We start from the raw sequence: 21241 nt of genomic DNA, 5'->3' as shown, positions 1-21241 counted from the left end.
CACCATGGACAACAGGGGGAACGTCAAGGGGATCGCGGCTCGTGTCGCGATCTGGAGCGCCCGCCACCGGGCGCTCGCGATCATCGGCTGGATCGCCTTCGTCGCGGCCACGGTGCTGCTCAGCATGCAGGTCGCCACCAAGGACGCGAACTACGCGCTGGCCGGGCACGGCGACTCGGGCAAGGCGGACCGGATCGTCGAGGAGGCCGGCTTCCCGGAGCAGCCGGCCGGCGAGATGGTGCTGATCCAGAACCGGGCCGGTAGTGACCGGGTGACCGCTGCGGGGGAGGCCACGCGGGCGCTCAAGGCGACGAGCGGCGTCACGGACGTTCAGGCGCCGATCGAGTCGCCGGACGGCCGGTCCACGCTGATCACCTTCAGCATCAGCGGCGACCCGGAGACGGCGAGCGAGCGGGTCGGTCCCGCGCTGGACGCGGTGGCCAAGGTGCAGACCGCCCACCCGGACCTGTTCATCGCCGAGGCCGGTGACGCGAGCGGGGACAAGCTCATCGGCGACGAGCTGGAGGAGGGGCTGACCCGGCTGTCGCTGCTCTCCATCCCGGTGACCCTCGGCATCCTCCTGATCGCCTTCGGCGCCGTGGTGGCTGCCCTGCTGCCGGTGGCGCTGGCGGTCATGTCGGTGGTCGCCGCGATCGGTTTGATGGCCGCGGCCAGCCGGCTGGCGCCCGCGGTGGACGAGACCACCCACGTCATGCTGCTGATCGGCCTGGCGGTCGGGGTGGACTACTGCCTCTTCTACATCCGGCGCGAACGCGACGAGCGGCGCAAGGGCGCCGATCCGCACCGGGCCCTGATGATCGCGGCGCAGACCTCGGGCCGGTCGATCTGGATCTCCGGTCTCACCGTCATCGTGGCCATGGCCGGCATGTTCTTCACCCGGGACGTCACGTTCGTCAGCTTCGCCACCGGCACGATCCTGGTCGTCGCCACCGCGGTTCTCGGCTCGCTGACGGTGTTGCCCGCTCTGCTCTCGGCGCTCGGTGACCGGGTCGACGCGATCAAGATCCCCGGTCTCTACCGCCGGAACAGCGAGGGCCGGGTGTGGAACGCGCTGCTGCGCGTCGTGCTCGCCAAGCCGCTGGTCTCCGCGGTGATCGCGGTCGCCGCCCTCGGTGCGCTCGCCGCTCCGGCCATGGACCTGAAGACCAAGGGGCAGGGCATCCAGGACGTCTCGGCGGACGCACCGGTGGTGCTGGCCATGGTGGCGATCGGCGAGGCCTTCCCGAGCAAGACCACGCCGGCCCGGGTCGTGGTGCACGGTGACGACGTCAAGGGCGAGGAGTTCGACCAGGCGCTGGCCGGTTTCCGGTCCGCTGTCGCGGCCAGTGACGGCAAGCTCGTCGAGCCGATCGACGTGGAGGTCAACCCGCGCGGTGACGTCGCGGTGGTCTCGGTGGGTCTGAGCGGCAAGGAGACCGACAGCACCGCGATCGCCGCTCTCGAGATGCTGCGCGGCGAGGTCGTGCCGGACACGTTCGGGCGACTTTCCGGGACGACCGCGAACGTCACCGGCGCGACCGCGAGCAGCGTCGACTACAACGAGCGGCTGGAGCAGAGCCTGCCCTGGGTCTTCACCTTCGTGCTGGGCCTGGCCTTCATCCTGCTGCTGGTGTCGTTCCGCTCGGTGGTCATCGCGATCACCGGTGTGGTGCTGAACCTGTTCTCGGTCGCGGCCGCGTACGGCATGCTGGTCTTCGTCTTCCAGTACGGCCACTTCGAGGAGCAGCTCAACTTCGTCTCCGGCGGGGGGATCACCAACTGGATGCCGCTGTTCCTGTTCGTCATCCTGTTCGGCCTGTCGATGGACTACCACGTCTTCGTGGTCAGCCGGATACGCGAGGGGCACGACCGGGGCCTGCCGATCCGCGAGGCGGTCCGGGAGGGCATCGGCAGCACGGCCGGCGTGATCACCAGCGCGGCGTTGGTCATGGTCGCGGTCTTCGCGCTCTTCGCCACGCTGCCGCTGACCGCCACCAAGGAGCTGGGCGTGGGCCTGGCCGCCGCGGTCCTGCTGGACGCCACGATCATCCGCGCGGTCCTGCTGCCGGCCGTGATGGCGCTGCTCGGTAAGGCGAACTGGTGGCTGCCGCGCGGCTTGCGCTGGCTGCCGGAGATCGCTCACGAGCCGCCCGCGGCGGTCACCCCGCCGCCGGTCGAGCGGGAGCTCACCCGGGTCAGCTGACCAGTGGAGCGAGGGCGCCGCCCAGCAGGGCGGCGCCCATTCCCGCGGTGATGCTGAGCAGGGGATAGCCCAGGGCGGCGCCGATCTCACCACGCCGGGCCAGGGTGAGTGTCTCCCAGCTGAACGTCGAGTACGTGGTAAGCGTTCCGCAGAACCCGGTGCCGAGCAGCGCGACCAGGCCCGGGTCGAGGGGCAGGCCGAGCAGGAGCCCGAGCAGCAGCGAGCCGGTCACGTTCACCACGAGCGTGCCCCAGGGGAAGCCGGGACCGTAGCGTGCCTGGAAGTACCGGTCGGTCAGGTAGCGCAGCGGAGCTCCGACGGCCGCGCCCAGGGCGACCAGCAGGACGGTCACCGGCGGACAGCCGAGGCCAGAGCGCTGCCGGCCCAGGCCGCCAGCAGCGTGCCGATCAGGGTTGCGGCCAGATAGCCCAGGCCGGCCTCGGCGACCTGGACGGTGGCCGTGGAGAAGGTGGTGTAGCCGCCCAGCACACCGGTGCCGAGGAACAGGCGTGGCAGTCTGCGGTCGACGGCGGTGTAGAGCACGCCGATCAGGAAGCAACCGGAGATGTTGACCACCCAGGTGGCCCAGGGGGTACCCGGCCAGGCCACGGAGATGCCGTAGCGGGCGACCGCGCCGAGTACGCCACCGGCCGCGACGGCCACCAGGGCGCGCCGGTCCACGTCGAGATTCATCACCTGGGACGTTAGCCCACCGAGGTCCGGCGGCCGGAGAGACGTGGCGGCGTCCCCCCGACCGGTTCCGGGCGCTCACGACCAGGCCGCCGGAGCGTTCTGACCGTCCACTGTAGGGGAAGATCTTGAAAGGGCGCCCGGGGTGGTCGGTCGAATCTCACCACCGATCGGAGATTCGTGATCGATCGGGCGGAATCAGCCTCAGCCGGGATGTGCCGCACTCACCGGTTGCGGCGTCGCGGCCGACTGCGCGGAGGCCGCCGGGACCGGTTCCGGTGAGCGCCGCCGCGCCGCCCCGGCGAGCCGGTAGCCGGCTCGCAGGGCGGCGTACGCGGTGTAGCTGTTGAGCGCGACCAGGCGATGCCGCATGCCGGGAAGGCCGCTCGGCGGCAGGTAGCCGTCCGGCCGATGCTGCCGGTACAACTCGGCGATTCTGCGGAAGAACGCACGCCGCCGGCTCGGGTGGACCCGGCCCTCGTTGCCGGCCACGACCAGCAGGTGGCTGATCATCAAAGAGAAGATCCGGGTACGCACGACAGGCCCCGCACCAAGCCGGTCCAGCGACTCGTGCAGACGTTCGTACTGCTCGAAGACCTCGAAGTGCCGTGCGCTCGGGGTCGCGGTGATCGCGCCGGTGCGTCCGATCCGATAGTGGTAGCAGACCCGGTTCAGCGCGTCGATGCGGTCGGCGGCGATCAGGACCGGGTTGCTGAACGCGACGTCCTCGTACCAGCCGGGCGGGAACCGCAGATCGTGGCCGGCCAGGAACTCCCGGCGCATGATCCGGTTCCAGGCGGTGTGCTGTACGCCGAGCAGCCGGTCCAGCGTCGGCGCTCCGCGCAGCAGGGGCGAGCTGTCGTCCGGCCTGCTGCTGCCGTCCTGGTAGACCCGCAGGTGGTCGACGACGAGCACGTCGGGCTCGGTGGCGCGCAGCCGCTCGAGTACCGCACGAACCGACCCCTCGGGCAGCCAGTCGTCACTGTCGACGAACCAGACGTAGCGTCCCCGGGTCTCGGCCAGGCCGGCGTTCCGGGCCTGACCCAGCCCCACGTTCGCGGCGAGGTGGAGCACACGCGGACCACCGTGCCGTGCCGCGTAGTCGTCCAGCAGAGCGCCGCACGAGTCGGGCGACGCGTCATCGACGGCGATCACCTCGACCTGGTCGTTCTCCTCCTCGGTCAGTCCGGCCCGGATCGAGTCCAGACACTGGTGGAGGTAGCGCTCGACCGCGTAGACCGGCACCACGACGGTCAGCAGAAGATCCATGGGCCCACGGTCGGCTGTCTTGGTGAAGCCGAGGGGAACCCCAGTTGTCAGGTAGCTACGTCTCCGGGGAACAGCAGGGCGTGCATGGCGTCGGAGGTCAGCGGCTCGGCGAAGTAGTAACCCTGGCCCAGCTCGCAGTTTCCGTCCGCCAGCTCGCTGAGTTGTCCGGCGTCCTCGATGCCCTCCGCGACGGTGGAGAGCTGGAGTGCCTGGCCGAGCTGGATGATGCCGTGGGTCAGAGCCGCCGCGGCCGGCACGTCACCGACGTCGTCCACGAACGACTTGTCAATCTTGATGATGTCGACCGGGAAACGGCGCAGGTACGCCAGCGAGGAATACCCGGTGCCGAAGTCGTCGATCGCCAGGCGTACCCCGAGCGCCTTGATCGCCTGGAGCCGGCGCAGCGTCTCCGGGCGATGATCGACGATCAGCGACTCGGTCAGCTCGATGACCAGGCAGTGCGGCGGCAGACCACTCTCGGTGAGCGCTGAACGCACCACGTCGGGCAGGTCGGCACGGTCGAGCTGGACGGCGGAGAGGTTCACGCTCACCGACAGCGGCTGCTCGTCGCCGCGCTGGGCGTTCCACGAGGCCGCCTGCCGGCACGCCTCGCGCAGCACCCACTCGCCGATCGGCACGATCATGCCGGTCTCCTCGGCGAGCGGGATGAAGTCGAGCGGCGGGATCATCCCGCGTTCCGGATGCTGCCAGCGGACCAGCGCCTCCAGTCCGGAGATCTCCCCGGTGCGCAGCCGCACGATCGGCTGGAACCGCAGCTGGAACTCGTGCCGCAGCACGGCGCGCCGCAGGTCGGCCTCCATCTCCAGGTGCCGCTGGAAGGACTCGCGCATCACCGGCTCGAAGACGGCGTGCTGGTCCTTGCCCTGCTTCTTCGCCTCGAACATCGCCAGGTCGGCGCGGACCAGCAGTTCCTGGGCGTCCACGGCGTCCGCCTCGCCGTACGCGATCCCGACGCTGCAGGTCACGAAGGTCTCCCGGCCGTCCAGGTCGAACGGCTCCCGCAGGGCCGTCACGATCCGCCGGGCCACCGGGATCGCCGCCTCCACGCCGGTCAGCTCCGGCAGCAACACCGCGAACTCGTCGCCGCCCAGCCGAGCGGCGGTGTCGTCGGTGCGCAGGCACTCCCGCAGCCGGTCGGCGACCGCGACCAGCAACCGGTCGCCGGCGAGGTGCCCGAGCGCGTCGTTGATCACCTTGAACCGGTCGAGGTCGATCAGCAGAGCGGCCGCCCCGCCGGTACGCGCGGTGGCGAGCGCGGTCTCCATCCGGGTCACGAACAGCGATCGGCTGGCAAGCCCGGTCAGCGTGTCGTGGAACGCCTGGTTCATCTCGTGCAACGTCCGGGCGTCGGTGATGGCCAGGCTCACGTGCTCGGCGAAGGCTTGCAGGATCTCCTGGGACGGCTTGTCCCATTCCCGCAGGTCGGTGTACGAGCCGACGAACATCGCCCCGATCACCACGCCGTTCTCGTGCACCGGGAGAGCCATGACGCTCTTCAGCCGGGCGCGGACCACCTCGGGAACGGCGATCGGCGAGTTGGCGTAGTCGTCGACGGCGACCAGCTCGTTCCCCATGATCGCCAGGCCGGCGGCGCCGAGCGCGGCGACCGGGACCCGCTGCATCCGGGACACGCCCTCCTCCGGGATGCCCTGCGAGGCGATCAGGCTGGTCCGGCTCTGGTCGTCGGCGTCCAGCAGGGTCAGCCCGGCCATCTCGACGTCCATCAGCTCGGCGGCGGATTTCGTGATCATGTCGACGATCCGCTGGAGCGGCTCCCGCCGGGCGATCGCCCGCTGCACCGTGCTCAGCTCGTCGAAGAGGCGCTGCCGCCGCTGTAGCGAGTCGATCAGCCGGGTGTTCTCCTCGGCCTGCCGGCGCTCGGCCTCCACCAGGTGGAGTGCCTGGAGGCTCAGTTCGAGCACCCGGGCCATGCCGCGCAGCAGGCACACCTCTTCGACGGTGAACGTGCCCTCGCGACGGCCCAGGGCGAGCAGACCGGTCGACGGGCTGCCGAGTGGTGCGACGGCGACGGCGTACCTGGACTCGCCGGCCTCGAGCACGGTTCGGCGGCCGGCGGCGATCTCGGTGAGCGGGTGGGCCGGAATCTGGTCGACGGGCAGCCCGACGGCCGCGACCACGCCACCGTCGACCATCAGCACCGCGAGGTCGGCCTCGAGCGCGCGGACCGCGCACTCGACGGCGGCGTGCTGCGCGGCGGCCTCGTCGGGCCGGTCGGCGACGACGGACAGGAACTCCGTCAGTTGCTGAGAGGCGAGCACATGGTTGCTGTCGGCGAACTCGGCGGCCAGTTGAGGAAATCTCGCGGCCGCGTGCCAATCTGGTCACGAACGGTCATTGGCTCAATACGTAAGGTTGTCATCGAGGGTCCGGTGCGACTGAATGGAGTCCGTGGGTACGCCCGAGGATGATCCGTCGAACGCCCTCGCCCCCGGCCGCATCGGTGCGGCCTTCGTCGCCGTTCTGGGCCTGGCTGCGGCCGCCCCGATCGTCACCGCCGTCACGGTTCTCCCGTCCGCGCTGGCAGGCGGCGCGGGATCGCTTCTGCCGCTGGCCTTCGCCGCGGTGGCGGTGGTCCTTCTCCTCTTCTGCACCGGGTACGCGGCGATGACCCGGCGTGCCCCGAGTGCCGGCGCGGCGTACGCGTATGTCGCTCGCGGCCTCGGCCGCCCGGCCGGCCTGACCGCCGCCTGGCTCGCCGTGGCCGGCTACCAAGCGATCCAGTTCGGTCTATACGTCATCACCGGTGTCGCCGCGGCGCCGCTGTTGCGGAGCTGGTCCGGCGTGGCCGTCCCGTGGTGGGCCGTCGCCGCGGCTTGCTGGGCGTTCGTCGTGCTCTGCGGCACCATGCGGGTGGAGATCGCGGCCGGCGTTCTGGCTCTGCTGGCCGGCGCGGAAGCGGCCGTGCTGGCCGTGCTGACCGCCGTCAACGTCGTGAAGCCGTACGCCGGACGGGTGACCACCGAGTCGATCACAATCGGTGACCCCGCCGCGGTCGACCGGCCGATGCTCGGGCTGTTGCTCGCCGTCGGCGTGCTGGCCTTCGCCGGTTTCGAGACCACGGGCACGTACGCCGAGGAGGCCCTGCGCCCGCGCCGCTCCACCGGCCTGGCCGGGTTCGGCGCGGTGGTGCTGATCGTCCTGCTGCTCGGCGGGCTCTCCTGGTCGATGATCGTCGCCGCCGGGCCGGGATCGATCGCCGGGCGGGCCGGCGGCCACGGCACTGAGCTGGTCTTCGCCCTGGCGGCCGAGCGGACGGACCCGTGGGCGGTGACCCTGGCTCGGGCGGTGTTCTTCGTCGGCGTACTGGCCGGTCTGCTGGCGCTGCATCACGCGATCGCCCGCTACCTCTACGCCATGGGCCGTGAGCAGGTACTTCCCGGCGTACTGGGACGCACCGGCAGGCGGACCGGCGCGCCGCGCACCGCCTCCCTGACCCAGTCGCTGGTCGCGGGGGCGGCCCTGGCCGGCGCCTGGGCCGCCGGCGCCGATCCGGGTCCGGGCACCGCCCGCTGGCTGATCGTCGGTGGCGCGCTCAGCATCCTGGTGTTGTACGTGCTCACGTCGCTTGCCGCTCTGCTGCACCTCAACCGGAACCCGGGGGTCGAAGGCGCCTGGACCCGCTTTCTTGCGCCCGTTCTGTCCACTGTGTCCTTGACCAGCATCGCCTACCTGGCGTTCCGCGACCTGCCCGGCCTGCTCGATCTGCCCGCCGGATATGCGCTGGTCCGGGCGGTGCCCGGGGCGCTGGCCGGCTGCCTGCTGCTCGGCCTGTGCCACGCGGCCGTGCTGCGCGCCCGGAACCCGGTGGTCTACGCCGGCATCGGGCTGGGTGGCGCGGCCGTGGTGATCACGCCGCAGCCGCCTGCGGAGCCCGAGCCGCCGCGGATCCCGCGGCAACGGACGCCGGGCGCCCACCGGCCGGAGCGGGTCGAGCTCAGCCGAAGAAGTCCTGGACCTGAGTGAGCGTCAGGTAGCCCTGCTGTTCCAGCTCGCGCGGGATGGAGGGCAGCCCCTTCGCGGTCACCGGTACGTCGTCGTCGGCGTCGGCAGGCGGCGTGGACGGCTCCGGCGTCGGCGGCAGGTCGGGCAGCGCCATCGCCTCGCGGATCACCTCGAACATGGTCCGTACCTCGGTGGTCGCCCGTCGCGCCAGCTCCTCCCGGTCGCTGCCGGGTGGCGGGAGCTCACAGGTGAAATTGGCGCGCAGCTGGTCGTCGACACGGCGGATGTCGGCACTGGGGCGCAGATGGTCGTACTGCCCCTCGGTGACGATGCCGAGTTCGCAGCCGGCGAAGCCTGAGCCGCGCCACCACTGCTGCCAGCGCGGGTCGGCGTCCAGTGTCTGTACGGCGTGCTGGAGGGCCACCAGGTAGTGCCGCGGTGCCCGGCCGTCCCGAGTTGCCGTCCCCAGCCGTGGGTGGAGCCAGAACTCGTCCATGGTTCGCATGGTGACAGGCGATTCCCCCGTCTGTGGGCATTCCGGGCACGCGCGTCGGGGTGGAGGAAATTGCGAGCGCTTCCGGCGTGGACGGGTGCCTGTGTCCGGTTCACCCCACAACATAAGGGGTGAATCTGGATACAAGGGGCGAAAATGAGAAGATTCTGGGCGACTGCCACCGCGGTCGCACTCTGCGCGGTGGGGGTCGCGGTCACGGCGGCACAGGCCGGGCCGCAGGGTGGCGGGCGTAAGCACGGACCGGCGGCAATCGCCTGGGGCCCCTGCACCGACGCGACGCTGAAGGCTCGGAGCGCCGAGTGCGGCTTCGTGAGCGTGCCGATGGACTACCGCAAGCCGAGCGGCACCAAGATCCAGCTGGCCGTCTCGCGGATCAAGCACACCGTGCCCGCCGCCGACTACCAGGGCGTCATCCTGGTCAACCCGGGCGGTCCGGGCGGACCCGGGCTGAGCATGGCGACGCTCGGTTCGCACGTGCCGAAGGACGCCGGAGCGGCGTACGACTGGATCGGCTTCGACCCGCGCGGGGTGGGCACCAGCAAGCCGAAGCTCACCTGCGACAGCGACTACCAGGGGTACAACCGGCCGGCGTACGTGCCGTCCTCCGCCTCGATCGAGAAGGCCTGGCACGCCCGGACCCGCGGGTACGCGGCCGCCTGCGCCCGGGCCGGCAAGGACCTGCTGAACCACCTGCGTACCGAGGACTCGGTGCGGGACGTGGACAGCATCCGGCAGGCGCTCGGAGTCGAGAAGGTCAGCTTCTACGGCTTCTCGTACGGCACGTACCTCGCCCAGGTCTTCGCCACCCGCTACCCCACCCGGGTGCACCGGATGGTCCTGGACGGCGTGGTGGACCCCACCCGGGTCTGGTATCGCTCGAACCTCGACCAGGACGTCGCCTTCGACCGCAGCATCAAGGTCTACTTCGCCTGGCTGGCCAAGCACGACTCGGTCTACCACCTGGGCAAGACCGCCCGGGCCGTGGAGAAGCTCTACTACAAGCAGCTCGACCTGCTGGCCGCCAAGCCGGCCGGCGGGCTGATCGGCCCGGCCGAGTGGACCGACATCTTCCTGCAGCCGGGCTACTACATCTTCGGCTGGGAGGCGACCGCGCAGGCGTTCGCCGCCTGGGTCGGTAAGCAGGACGCGCAGCCGCTCAAGAAGCTCTACGACGAGCAGCACCCGCAGACCGCCGGCTCGGACAACGGCTACGCCATCTATCTCGGCGTGCAGTGCACCGACGCGCCGTGGCCGCGCAGCTGGGGCACCTGGACCCGGGACAACTGGCGGGTGCACCGCAAGGCGCCGTTCGAGACCTGGGGCAACGCCTGGTACAACGCGCCGTGCCGGCACTGGGCGGGCCGTGCCGGCAAGCCGGTCGTGGTGAGCGGCGCCAAGGTGCCGCCGGTCCTGCTGATCAGCGAGACGCTGGACGCGGCCACGCCGTACTCCGGCAGCCTCGAGGTACGCCGCCGGTTCCCGCGCTCCGCCCTGATCGAGGGAGTGGGCGGCACCACCCACGCCGGCTCGCTCTTCGGCAACACCTGCGTCGACGACGCGATCGCCGACTATCTGGGCTCCGGCAAGCTGCCGAAGCGGGTGAAGGCCAACCGCTCCGACAAACAGTGCGAACCGATCGCGCAGCCGACGCCGGCCGCCACCACCGTTCCGGCTCCGGCCGGCAAGCGGGCCGGTACGCCGAACGACCGGCTCCGCCTCCAGCGGTTGATCACCGGTCGCTGACCTGGGAGCTGCTCCCCTTCGCGGTGAGCTATGCTCGTCCCCGCGAAGGGGAGTAGCTCTCAATGTCGCGGTCGACATACTGATCACGGTTTACCGGGGTCCGGCCGCGCGGCCTTTTCCAAGGCGAGCGAGACCTTCGACCAGGCTGTATTCATTACGGCCGGGTCGAGGTCGCCCTGCGCCCCCTCCCGGTCGTGCTTACCGGGAGAAGTTTGTGGAAGGTTTCCTGGCCGCTCTGGCCATCAGCTTCGCGGTCATCTTCGTGGCCGAGCTGGGCGACAAATCGCAGCTCATGGCGATGACTTTCGCCACTCGATTCAAGACCATGCCGGTGCTGATCGGCATCACCGTGGCCACCGCGGTGGTTCACCTGGTCTCGGTCGGCATCGGTTACGGCCTCGGCGCGACCCTTCCGACCGGCTGGATCTCGCTGATCGCCGGCATCGCCTTCCTGGGTTTCGGTGCCTGGACGCTACGCGGCGACAGCCTCACCGACGAGGAGAAGGGCAAGGCCGAACGCTCCACCGGCTCGGCCATCCTGGCCGTGGGCGGCGCGTTCTTCCTGGCCGAGCTCGGCGACAAGACCATGCTCGCCACCATCACCCTGGCCACCCAGCACGGCTGGTTCGGCGTCTGGATCGGCTCGACGATCGGCATGGTGGCCGCCGACGCGCTGGCCATCGTGGTCGGCCGTTACCTCGGCCGGCACCTGCCGGAGAAGGTCATCAAGTACGGCGCCGCCGCGCTCTTCGCTATCTTCGGCATCTGGCTGATCACCGAAGGCGTGATCGAACTTCGGTAGGGGAGTCGCTGTGCCGCAAGACCGGTCCGTCGAGATGGCCCGGGCCCAGTTGCTCCGCGGCGATCCGGGCGCCGCCGCGGAGCTCCTCGGTCCGGTGCTCGCGACCGAGCCGGACGACGTCACGGCCCTGGTTCTGATGACCCACGCCCAGCTGGCGCTGAAGCGGCCGGTGCTCGCCGAGGAGACAGCCCGGCGGGCGGTCCGGCACGCCCCCGAGTGGCCGGACGCGCTCTCCGCGCTGAGCCGGGCGCTCACCGCGCTGGAACGGCACGACGAGGCGATCGCCACGGCCCGGGAGGCGGTGCGGCGCCAGCCGGAGAACCCGTACCGGCACAACCGGCTGGCGTGGGCGTACCTGGAGGAGGGCCGGCATCCGGTCGAGGCGGAGCACGCGGCGCGCGAGGCCGTGCGGCACGGCCCGGACGAGGCCGACTTCCGGCTCACCTACGCCATGGTGATGAAGCAGCTCAACCTGCTCGACCGGGCTCGGCAGGCGCTGCGCGACGCATTGAGCCTGGAACCGGACAACGCGGTCGCCCAGCACGAACTGGCCGCGCTCGATGTGGTGCACCATCACCCGTTCGCGCTCAGCCGGCTGGCCCGGGGCGCGTCCGGGCTGGTCGGCGCGCTGCGAGCGGACCCGCGGCAGGAGGCCAGCCGGTTCCTGCTGGACGTCGCGCTGCGCCAGTTCCTGGTCTACACCTCGATCATTCTGGTGCTGCTCGCGTACGTCGGCTGGCGTCTGGCCGAGGGGTCGGCCGGCGGGGCCCGGATCGTGGCGGCCCTGGCGGTGCTCACCCCGGCCGCGTACGCCGGCTTCTTCCTCGCCCGGCTGGATCCCGCCCTGCGCCGCTACCTGCGCGATCTGCTCACCCACGGCCGCCAGCGGGTGGCCGTCCTCGCCGCTGGTCTCGCCCTCTGCCTGCTGCTGCTCGCGGTCGTGGCCCCGTCCGGCTGGCTCACCGCGCTGCTCGGCACGGCCACCGCGGCCGGCTTCGCGGTGCGCCTGCTCACCGCGCCGGCCGACGAGCCGGGCGACAAGGGACGCGGCCTCTCCACGTACTCCCTCTGGCTGGTCGCCGGCGTCTGCATCGCGGTGGCCACCGGCCTGGCGGCCACCGACGTGGCCGACGCCGGGTGGCGCCCGGCCGCCGTGGCGGCCGCGCTCGCGGCCGCTGCGGGCTGTCTCTTCGTAGTCTTCCGCCGCCGGCGCGCAGGACGCTGAAAACCCTGCGCGGTACGCCTGCGACTCCCACCAGAAGCCGGACCCTCCCCGGCTTCGCCGCTACCGCCGGCATTCGTCTCAGTTTCCGCCGGGAACGGCCGAAGAGGTCCGCGTGACCTCTACCCCCGCCTCCACCGCTGTCCCGGCAGTCCCGCTCGGTGACCCGGACGGTGCCTCGGCGCGTGCCTTCGCCGACCCCACCGACCTCGCCGTCGCCCGGGCCGCCGCGCTCTTCGAGCACCTCCAGCCGGAGAAGGCGGCCGAGATGCTGGCGCCGGTGCTGGCCGCGCGTCCGGACTCGGCGCCCGGCTGGATCCTGATGGCCCGGGTACGGCTCGCGCTGGATCAGGTGGAGCCGGCCCTGGACGCGGCGACCCGCGCGGTCGATCTGGTGCCGGACGACCCGCGCCCGCTGGCGATCGCGAGCCGCGCGCTGACCCTGCTGGGCCGGCACGACGAGGCGATGGGCATGGCGTACCGGGCGGTCATCGTGGAGCCGAAGAACCCGCTCTGGCACGACCGGGTGGCCTGGGCGCTGCTCGCCGCCGACCGGCAACTCGCCGACGCCGAGCAGGCCGCGCGTACCGCCATCGGGCTGGACCCGACCGAGGCGCACTACTACTTCACGCACGGCGTCGCACTGGCGGCTCTCGGCCACGTCGACCAGGCCCGGCAGGCACTGCTCACCTCGCTGCGCCTCGAGCCGGGGAACCCGGTGGCCAAGCATCGGCTGGACGTGTTGAACGGCGAGGCCGTACCGGTGGTGGAGAAGAAGAAGCGGGGCTGGAAGCTCTTCGGCCGCAAGGAGGACAGCAAGCCGGTACGGCCGGAGGAGCACCGTCCCTGACATACCTCGTTAGGGTGTACAGGTTTAACCCGTTTTGGAGTGGTTAATCCGTTCAGTTGGCAGCTTCAGTCTTTAGGCGAGGCCATTCCGGACCGGACAGAACACCCTAGAAGTAATAATTCGGGCATGCGATCATGTTTGCCCGCTGCGCTTTTGGCCATCGTGACCGTTGCCGCCCCGGCGCAGGCAAACGACCCTACGCCGGGCCAGCAGGCTGCCCCGACGCCGGCGTTCATCGTCCGGTACGGGTTCAACGGGCAGCCGAGTTCACTCATCGACGAGTCCGGTAACGGGCACACGCTGCGCGTCCTGTCCATCCAGGGCGGCCGGGTACGCCCGGTCGCGCACGGCCCGGGCAGCGCCATCGCGTTCCCCGGGAAGTGCACCCAGCGGATCTGCCCGCACGTGGTCCTGCAGAGCGGCAACTCCGCCGACCTGAACCCGGGCACCCGCGACATCGCCTTCGGCGCCGACGTACTGCTACCGCCCGGCCAGACCAGCCAGGGCCAGAACGTCCTCCAGAAGGGCTACTCCACCACCAGTAGCCAGTACAAACTCCAGATCGACGGCTTCGCGGGCCGGCCCAGTTGCGTGCTGGTCGACGTGCGGCGGCCCACCATCCGGATCGCCCGCAGCGCCGTCACCACCGCGGACGGCCGCTGGCATCGGATCCGCTGCCAGCGCACCCGCACCATCCTGGACATCTACGTCGACGGCGTGCTGCGTGGCCGGACCCTGGTGCCGGCCGGCCTGTCGGTGCGCAACAACCAGCCGCTCAGTATCGGGTCGAAGGGCGCCTACCGCGACAACGACCAGTTCAACGGCATCCTCGACAACGTCTGGGTGCGTATCGGCTAACTGCTCAGGGCGGTCAGCAGACGAGCGTCGGGGGTGTCGCCGGCGAGCTCCCAGGCGAAGAGGCCGCCCAGGGAACGGCTTCGGGCGTACGCCACCTTCGCGCCGATCGTCTCCGGTGTGTCGTAGGACCACCACTGGCCGCCGCACCGGGCGTACGCCGTACCACCGACCGTCCCGGTCGGCGGGCACCGGTCGGCGAGTACGCGGTAGTCCTCCATCCCCTTGGCGTGCCGGCCCGGTGCCGGGCCGGTGGCGGCGGCACCCGGCTCGGCACCGGTCACCCCGGTCCAGCCACGGCCGTAGAACCCGATCCCGATCAGCACCTTCTCCGCCGGGACCCCGAGTTTGATCAGCTCGGTGACCGTCGCCTCGGTCGTCGCGGCCGGCCGCGGAATCCCCGGGTACGCGCTCAGCGCCGAGTGCGGAGCCGTCCGGAACTCCTTCCCGCCGGGGGCAGCACCGAAGTAGTCGTACGTCATGGCACCCAGCCAGTTCGCGTACCGGGCCGCGCCGGCGTAGTCGGCGGCGCGCAGCTTGCCGACGTCCCCGGGCACCGCCGTGCTGATCAGCGCGTCCGGACCGAGCGCGGCACGCAACGCGGCCAGCAACCGGGGCAGGGCGTCCGGCCCGCTGGTGTCGCAGGCCAGCCCGCACGCGTTCGGGTACTCCCAGTCGATGTCGATGCCGTCGAAGAGGCCGGCCCAGCGGCCGTCGGACAGCAGCGCCCGGCACGACTCGGCGAAGCCGGCCGGGTCCCGTGCCGCCTCGGCGAAGCCGGCCGAGCCGTTCCAGCCGCCGAACGACCAGAGCACCTTGAGCTGCGGATACTTGGCCTTCAGCTTGCGGAGCTGGCCGAAACTGCCGCGCAGCGGATCGGCCGGCCGGTCGGCGGCACCGTCGACACTGTCCGCCGCCGCGGTCGGCTTCCGATAGGCCACCCAGCCGTCGCCGACCGCACACCGGCCCCCGCCGACCTTGCCGAACGCGTACTTCAGATGGGTGAGGCGGCGTGCGGCGCCGCTGGTGTCCACATCCTTGACCCGGTAGTCGCGGCCGTAGACGCCCCACTCGGTGAAGTAGCCGGCGATCACCCGGGCCGCCGGCTCCGGCCCGGGCGGATCCGGGAGTGGTTCCGAACCGCAGGCGGCGAGGGCTGTCAGGAGCAGGAGAAGCAGAGACACCGACCGGGGACGCATCGGCACGAAGGTAACCGCAGAACCGGGTGAGCGGGCCGTCGTTCCCCCGTACGAGTGTGACCTTGAACGTGGTCTGCTGTGCACGGCTGTGCAAACCTCGATTCGTGGCCGTAAGCCCGCGCGACGAGGTGCGCGCCCTGTTCGCCTGGCGCCGCGTCCTCAACCGGATGCGGGCCGTGCTGCGCAGCGCCCTCACCACCTTCGTGGTGCTGACCCTCACTCTGTGGCTGATGCCGGGTGTGGCCAGCACCGACATCATCGACGTTCTCGGTCTCGTGGTGCTGGTCGCGGTGGTCGGCGCGGTGCTGCGTCCGCTGCTGCTGGTCGGGATCACCGCGCTCGGCGGCTGGGGCGCGATGCTCCTCGGTGTGGTCGCGCAGGTCGTCGTGATGACCGTCGCCCTCGAACTGGACCCGGCGGAGCAGATCAGCGGCCTGCCCACGCTGGTGACCGCCGCCGTCCTCGCCGTCGTGGTCGCCGCCCTGCTGGATTGGATGGCGGACAGCGGCAGCGACGACACCTTCGTCCGGGAGGCGCGCCGGCTGATGCGGGCGGTACGCCGCCGGGCCGCCCGCCGGGACGGTGGGCCGCTGCTGACCTTCCGCCGGCCCGCCCCGGGCACCGAACCCGGGCTGCTCATGGTCCAGCTGGACGGGGTGGCGGAGCCGGTGCTGCGGTGGGCCGTCCGGGCCGGCAACCTGCCCGTCCTCGGGCACTGGCTGCGTACCGGCAGCCACGTCGTGCACCCCTGGCACACCGGACTGCCGTCCACCACGCCCGCCTCTCAGGCCGGGATCCTGCACGGCGCGACCCGGCAGGTTCCAGGTTTCCGCTGGTACGAGAAGGAGACCGGCAAACTGATGGTCTCCAGCCGCCCCCGGGACGCGGCGATCATCGAAGGCCGGATCAGCGACGGCAAAGGGCTGCTCCGGGACGGGGGCGTGAGCATCAGCAACGCGTTCAGCGGGGACGCGGTGACCAACCTGCTCACGGTCAGCCACGCGGCCCTGCCCGGCCGGTCCGCCCGCGGCTGGGCGGCGTTCATGGCCTCGCCGTACGGGTTCACCCGCGCCCTCGTACTCGGTGTCGCCGAGGTGTTCACCGAGTTGCACCAGGCCCGCCTCCAGCGCCGGCGCAACCTGCAACCCCGGGTCAGCCGCTCCGGCGCGTTCCTGGCGCTGCGCCCGGCGTCGATGCTGCTGCGAGACGTGAACGTCTCGCTGGTCGCCGAGCAGATGGCCCGCGGCGTCCCGGCGATCTACTGCGACCTGGTCGACTACGACGAGGTCGCGCACCACGCCGGACCGGCCCGCCCGGAGTCGATGCGCCAGCTGGAGAACCTGGACCGGATGCTCGGCGTCCTGGAACGGCTCGCTCCGGAGGCGGCCCGCCGCTACCACCTGGTGGTCCTCTCCGATCACGGGCAGAGCCAGGGCGCCACCTTCCGGCAGCGGTACGGCGAGACCCTGGACGAGGTGGTCGACCGGCTCGCCGCCCCGGACTACGCGGCCGCGGTGGAGGAGGAACCCGCGCCCGCCCCGGTGCTCGTGGTCTCCTCGGGCAACCTGTCGATGATCTATCTGACCCGCTTTCCGCACCGGCTGAAGCGGGCCGCGGTCGAGCATGCGTACCCGCGGCTGATCAGCGGGCTGGCCGCGCACCCGGGAGTCGGACTGGTCGTGGTGCAGGACGACGACGGGCCGGTCGTGTACGGCTCGGGCGGCTCCCAGCGACTGCGGGACGGCGCGGTCACCGGCACCGACCCGCTCCTGCCGTACGGCCCGCGGGCCCGCCGCGACCTGCTGCGCCACCAGAGCTCCGCGCACATCGGCGACCTCGTGGTGATCAGTTCGATGGGCCCGGCGACGCAGGAGGTCGCCGCCTTCGAGGAACTGGTCGGCTCACACGGCGGACTGGGCGGCTGGCAGACCGAAGCGGTCCTGGTCCACCCGGCCGGCTGGCCGGTCGACGACGACCTGGACGGGCCGGACGCGGTGCACCGGCAGCTCCTCCGATGGCTCACCATGCTCGGCCTGCGCGAGCCCGAACCGGCTCCGCTGGAGGCCGGCGAGCCGTTGCGTGCCGAAGATCTCGATCCGGACATATCGGCGCGACTTTCCCCAAGTCGGGATGGTTAACCGAATGTGCGCTCTCTCCGCCTGGCCCTCGTCGCCGTCCTGACCCTGATGTTCGTCGCGGCACCGGCACAGGCGGTCAACGGCACCGCCCGCTCCGCGCCCACGTTCAACGGCACCGTCTACGCGATCGCCTACCGGGGAAGCACGGTCTATGTCGGGGGGTCGTTCACCAAGGCGAGCTGGGGCGGGCGTACCTATCCGCGCCTGCGGCTCGCCGCCTTCGACGCGCGCACCGGCGAGCTGCTCGGCTGGTCACCGGCCGCCGACAGCACGGTACGCGCACTCGCCGCCACGGCCGGCGGTGTCTATGCGGCCGGCTACTTCCACTCCGTCGCCGGCCAGAAACGCGACTCGATCGCCCAGCTCGACCCGGTCACCGGCGCCGTCGGCCGGTTCAACCACGCGGTCGACGGCACCCCGTACGCCCTCGCCGCCGGCAACGGCCGCCTCTACCTGGGCGGCAGCTTCACCGCGGTGAACGGCAGCAAGCGCCGCAACCTGGCCGCCTTCTCGCTGGCCACCGGGCGACTCGACCGCGCCTGGCGGGCACACGCCGACGACCGCGTGCACACCCTCGCGGTGACCGGCGCCCAACTCTTCCTCGGCGGCGCGTTCCACAAGGTGAACGGGGTCAGCAGCACACTGCGCCTGGCCGCGGTGAGCGGACGCACCGGCGTTCTCGACCCATACTTCCGGCCGAAGGTGACGGCCGAGGTCAACGCGATCGCGGTCGACGGCTCCAGGGTGTACGCGGCAACGGGTGGGCAGGGTGGACGGGCGGTGGCGTACAACGCGCTCGACGGGTCGATGCGCTGGCAACGGGTCTTCGACGGCGACGCGGTCGCGATCACCACGCTGAACGGCGTCACCTACGTCGGCGGCCACTTCGACCGGGCCTGCCTCACCCCGCGCAACGGCCCGCAGGGCACCTGCCTGGACGGATCCATGCCGAGGGTGAAGCTCGCCGCGATGACCGGCGCCGGCCGCCTCACAGCCTGGGCGCCGCAGGCCAACGGCGTCATCGGCGTCCGCGTCCTCTCCGCGAACCCCGCCGGCACGATCAGCGCAGGCGGAGACTTCACCACAATCGGCGGCGCCGAACACCCCAGATTCGCTGTGCTAACCGGCAGTGCTTGATGGCTTCGCCTCCGGCTCGCGGGCATTGCGCCCTTTGACGCCGGCGTCGAGGGCACCGAAAACGACCACGCTTCGCTAGCCGTTTTCGGCACCCTCGACGCCGGCGGGCGCAATGCGATGTGGTTGCGGTTACCCCCGCCCGCGGCATTGGGGGCATCTTGGTGACGCCGCAATGCGGTGTGGTTGTGCGCATCTCGGCTCGCGGGCATTGCGCGTCTCGAAGCCGGCGGGCGTCGTGCGGTGTGGTGTGGCAGTTGGGGTGAGCTTGCGTTTTGCTTGGCCCGGCGGGCGCGGTGAGGGCTGGTGTGGTTGCTGGGTCGCGGGCAGGGCGGGACTTTGCGGGCGCGTACCTCTGAATTGGTTTCAGGTTAGGTTTCGGCGGCGGGCGAAGCGTTCGCTGATGGCCCAGTAGCGGGTGGGGGTCAGGCGGGCCAACCAGTCGCCGGCCTTGGCGGCCGGTGTGATCACCAGGCGGGGGCGGCGGGCCTGGATCGCGGCGACGATCTGGCGGGCCGCCTCCTCAGGCGGCATGGTCAGCGCGGCCTCGGCGAACCGGCGGGCCTGCGCCGCCTGCTCGCCGTCCGGGTCGAGGCCGCTGACCCGGGCGTTGGCGGCGATGTTCGTGCGGATGCCGCCGGGATGCACGACGGTGACACCGACGCCGCGCGGCGCCAGCTCGTGCCGGAGGGCCTCGGTGAAACCGCGCACGGCGTACTTGCTCGTCGCGTACGCCACCTGGCCCGGCGGCGCGATCAGCCCGAACAGGCTGGACATGTTGATCACGTGCGAGCCGGGCCGGGCCAGCAGCTGGGGCAGGAACGCCTTCGTCAGCCGCACCACCGCATGCAGGTTGATCTCCAGCAGCCAGTCGATGTCGGCGCTGCTGTTCTGCTCGAACGTGCCGGTCAGCGTCACCCCGGCGTTGTTGATCAAAAGATCGGCACCACCATGGCGGGACGCGATCTCGGCGGCCAGGTCGCGGCGATCGCCGCCATCGCTCAAATCGACGGGGTACGCGCAGACGTCGCCCGCCCCGAGCTCCCGGGCCATCCCGGCCACCCGGTCCAGTCCGGCACCGTCCTTGTCGACCAGATCCAGCACCGCCCGGCGTTTCGCGAGGTTCAGAGCAAGCGCCGCCCCGATGCCACTAGCCGCCCCGGTGATCACGCAGGTACGCCCCGCGAAGGTGAACCGCTGCACAGCTCCGCGCCTCGTACGTCTCAGGTCTGGGCTTCTTCGACGGCGGCCGCGGAACGTGCCCGCCGGCGCCGGACGTGCCGGACATGCAGCGTCACGTAGGTCGCGACCGCGACCAGGACGACGCCGATCGCGATCCACTTGTACTTGTGAGCGTGCCCCATGATCTCCACGAGGTGGACGCCGAGCAGGTACGCCACCGTGCACCACCAGCCCACCCACAGCAGCGCGCCGATCGCGTTGTAGATCAGAAACGTCTTCCAGGGCATCCTGGTGATGCCCGCGATCACGCCGTTGAGCTGCCGCAACCCGTCGATGAACCGGGCCACCACGATGATCCGGGCGCCGCGCTTGGCGAAGAACTTCTCGGCCTTCTCCAGCCGCTCCGGGGTGACGAAGATGTACTTCCCCCACCGGTGCACGATCTTGCGACCGCCGCGCAGGCCGATCCAGTAGCCGATGTTGTCGCCGATCACCGCCGTCACGAACGAGACGATCGCGACGATGTAGATGTTCATCCGTCCGGCGCCGGCGTAGATGGAGGCGGCCACCATGATCGTCTGGCCGGGAGCCGGAACGCCGAAGCTCTCCACGACGATCACTCCCCCGATCGCCAGGTAACCCCACCGGTCCAGGATCGGGGCGACATTGTCCAGGAGTCCTGGAAGGGAGGCTGTAGGAGGCATCCGCTACACGTTAGCTCCAGCCGGGAGTGTCACCGCACCGACCTGTTCGGTAAGCCGGGTCAGACCTTTCGGATCGCCGTCCGGTCGCTGTCGATCTTCACGTGGCGTACACCACAGGGGTCGTTTCCGATCCCCTTTTTGAGCGCTTCCCCTCTCGGAGCATCGCTCTGGACGTCCGTTTAATGCCATTCTCGCCCTATAAAAGACTCATACTTTCGGCTAGTCTTCTCTCGACCTGTCGGATAGAGTCTCCGTAACCGAACGGCTAAAGCGTGCCTGGGCGGCGGATTCTCGCTGCCCCACAGATATGGACACCCGACCGACCGGGTCCCAAAAGGGGCCGGCTCTCCGGAAGGTTCCAGGGAGGACCAACGACATGACCGTCACCGAGACTTCGACGGCACTGCCGTCGTCGACCGCCGCCAGCGCCCAGGCGCCGGTAGACAGCGCGGCCGAGCTTCTCAACGCGATGGCCGCCATGCCGGCAGGCCACCCGTCCCGTGCCGCACTTCGCGACCGCGCTATCGAGGCGTGGTTGCCTCTCGCCCGTCACCTGGCTCACCGGTATTCCGGCCGGGGCGAGCCGACCGATGATCTGATCCAGACCGCGACGGTTGGGTTGATCAAGGCGGTGGACAAGTTCGATCCGGAGCGTGGTGTCGATTTCGCGGGTTATGCGATTCCGACGGTCATCGGTGAGATCAAGCGGCATTTCCGGGACCGGACGTGGTCGGTGCGGGTGCCGCGGCGGC

At 70.9% G+C, this 21241-nt stretch carries 18 protein-coding genes; 10 read left to right on the top strand and 8 right to left on the bottom strand.

The annotated features are described in order from the left end of the window. Positions 1–4 precede the first annotated feature (4 nt). Positions 5–2203, top strand: a complete 2199-nt coding sequence (locus I4J89_RS27205; RefSeq protein WP_196416934.1) for an MMPL family transporter — start codon at positions 5–7, stop codon at positions 2201–2203. Here the strand turns inward: I4J89_RS27205 and I4J89_RS27200 are convergent. From I4J89_RS27200 to I4J89_RS27185, 4 genes are all read right to left on the bottom strand, one after another. Next, positions 2196–2555 carry a fluoride efflux transporter FluC gene (locus I4J89_RS27200; protein ID WP_196416933.1) on the bottom strand — a complete coding sequence of 120 codons (360 nt, stop codon included), beginning with the start codon at positions 2553–2555 and terminating at the stop codon, positions 2196–2198. The genes I4J89_RS27205 and I4J89_RS27200 overlap by 8 nt on opposite strands. After that, positions 2552–2896: a fluoride efflux transporter FluC gene (locus tag I4J89_RS27195; protein ID WP_196416932.1), complete on the bottom strand. Its 345-nt coding sequence runs from the start codon at positions 2894–2896 to the stop codon at positions 2552–2554. The genes I4J89_RS27200 and I4J89_RS27195 overlap by 4 nt, the downstream gene beginning before the upstream one ends. Positions 2897–3097: 201 nt before the next feature. Then, on the bottom strand, positions 3098–4162 hold the full coding sequence (locus I4J89_RS27190; protein ID WP_196416931.1) for a glycosyltransferase family 2 protein: 1065 nt from the start codon (positions 4160–4162) through the stop codon (positions 3098–3100). 47 nt (positions 4163–4209) lie between these two features. Continuing rightward, positions 4210–6462, bottom strand: coding sequence for a putative bifunctional diguanylate cyclase/phosphodiesterase (locus I4J89_RS27185; RefSeq protein WP_309238499.1), 2253 nt, complete (start codon positions 6460–6462; stop codon positions 4210–4212). A gap of 121 nt (positions 6463–6583) precedes the next feature. On the opposite strand from I4J89_RS27185, the gene I4J89_RS27180 reads away from it, so the two are divergent. Continuing rightward, complete coding sequence (locus I4J89_RS27180; protein ID WP_196416930.1) at positions 6584–8167, top strand: APC family permease; 1584 nt, start codon at positions 6584–6586, stop codon at positions 8165–8167. Here the strand turns inward: I4J89_RS27180 and I4J89_RS27175 are convergent. After that, complete coding sequence (locus tag I4J89_RS27175; RefSeq protein WP_230859681.1) at positions 8139–8642, bottom strand: hypothetical protein; 504 nt, start codon at positions 8640–8642, stop codon at positions 8139–8141. The two genes, I4J89_RS27180 and I4J89_RS27175, sit on opposite strands and share 29 nt — an antisense overlap. A 153-nt stretch (positions 8643–8795) precedes the next feature. Between I4J89_RS27175 and I4J89_RS27170 the strand changes: the two genes are divergently transcribed. From I4J89_RS27170 to I4J89_RS27150, 5 genes are all read left to right on the top strand, one after another. Continuing rightward, positions 8796–10403 (top strand): alpha/beta hydrolase, encoded by a 1608-nt coding sequence (locus I4J89_RS27170; protein ID WP_196416928.1) that lies wholly within the window; start codon positions 8796–8798, stop codon positions 10401–10403. Between the two features lie 214 nt (positions 10404–10617). Next, a complete protein-coding gene (locus I4J89_RS27165; protein WP_196416927.1) occupies positions 10618–11205 on the top strand; it encodes a TMEM165/GDT1 family protein in 588 nt (195 codons plus the stop codon). Positions 11206–11215: 10 nt separating this feature from the next. After that, positions 11216–12430: a tetratricopeptide repeat protein gene (locus I4J89_RS27160; RefSeq protein WP_309238498.1), complete on the top strand. Its 1215-nt coding sequence runs from the start codon at positions 11216–11218 to the stop codon at positions 12428–12430. A gap of 112 nt (positions 12431–12542) precedes the next feature. After that, positions 12543–13277 (top strand): tetratricopeptide repeat protein, encoded by a 735-nt coding sequence (locus I4J89_RS27155; protein WP_196416926.1) that lies wholly within the window; start codon positions 12543–12545, stop codon positions 13275–13277. Positions 13278–13439: 162 nt separating this feature from the next. Beyond that, on the top strand, positions 13440–14135 hold the full coding sequence (locus I4J89_RS27150) for a LamG-like jellyroll fold domain-containing protein (RefSeq protein WP_309238497.1): 696 nt from the start codon (positions 13440–13442) through the stop codon (positions 14133–14135). Here the strand turns inward: I4J89_RS27150 and I4J89_RS27145 are convergent. Beyond that, positions 14132–15331, bottom strand: a complete 1200-nt coding sequence (locus I4J89_RS27145; RefSeq protein WP_196416924.1) for a glycoside hydrolase family 18 protein — start codon at positions 15329–15331, stop codon at positions 14132–14134. The two genes, I4J89_RS27150 and I4J89_RS27145, sit on opposite strands and share 4 nt — an antisense overlap. Before the next feature lie 104 nt (positions 15332–15435). Between I4J89_RS27145 and I4J89_RS27140 the strand changes: the two genes are divergently transcribed. Together I4J89_RS27140 and I4J89_RS27135 are read left to right on the top strand one after the other, a co-directional pair. Beyond that, complete coding sequence (locus I4J89_RS27140; RefSeq protein ID WP_196416923.1) at positions 15436–17469, top strand: alkaline phosphatase family protein; 2034 nt, start codon at positions 15436–15438, stop codon at positions 17467–17469. Between the two features lie 6 nt (positions 17470–17475). Further along, a complete protein-coding gene (locus tag I4J89_RS27135) occupies positions 17476–18606 on the top strand; it encodes an outer membrane protein assembly factor BamB family protein (RefSeq protein ID WP_309238496.1) in 1131 nt (376 codons plus the stop codon). A gap of 363 nt (positions 18607–18969) precedes the next feature. Here the strand turns inward: I4J89_RS27135 and I4J89_RS27130 are convergent, their stop codons facing one another. Both I4J89_RS27130 and I4J89_RS27125 read right to left on the bottom strand, forming a co-directional pair. Then, positions 18970–19806, bottom strand: a complete 837-nt coding sequence (locus tag I4J89_RS27130) for an SDR family NAD(P)-dependent oxidoreductase (protein ID WP_196416922.1) — start codon at positions 19804–19806, stop codon at positions 18970–18972. Positions 19807–19826: 20 nt separating this feature from the next. Further along, the gene (locus I4J89_RS27125) at positions 19827–20489 is read right to left on the bottom strand and encodes a DedA family protein (protein ID WP_196416921.1); all 663 of its coding nucleotides are present in this window, start codon (positions 20487–20489) and stop codon (positions 19827–19829) included. Between the two features lie 376 nt (positions 20490–20865). Here I4J89_RS27125 and I4J89_RS27120 point away from each other — a divergent pair. Next, positions 20866–21241, top strand: a 376-nt coding sequence (locus tag I4J89_RS27120) for a sigma-70 family RNA polymerase sigma factor (protein WP_196416920.1), incomplete at its 3' end; no start/stop codon positions are given.

It is taken from the genome of Actinoplanes aureus (assembly GCF_015704865.1).
GTDB lineage: Bacteria > Actinomycetota > Actinomycetes > Mycobacteriales > Micromonosporaceae > Actinoplanes > Actinoplanes aureus.
The sequence above is the reverse complement of the archived record's forward strand: the minus strand, read 5'-3'. Positions and strand labels throughout refer to the sequence as shown.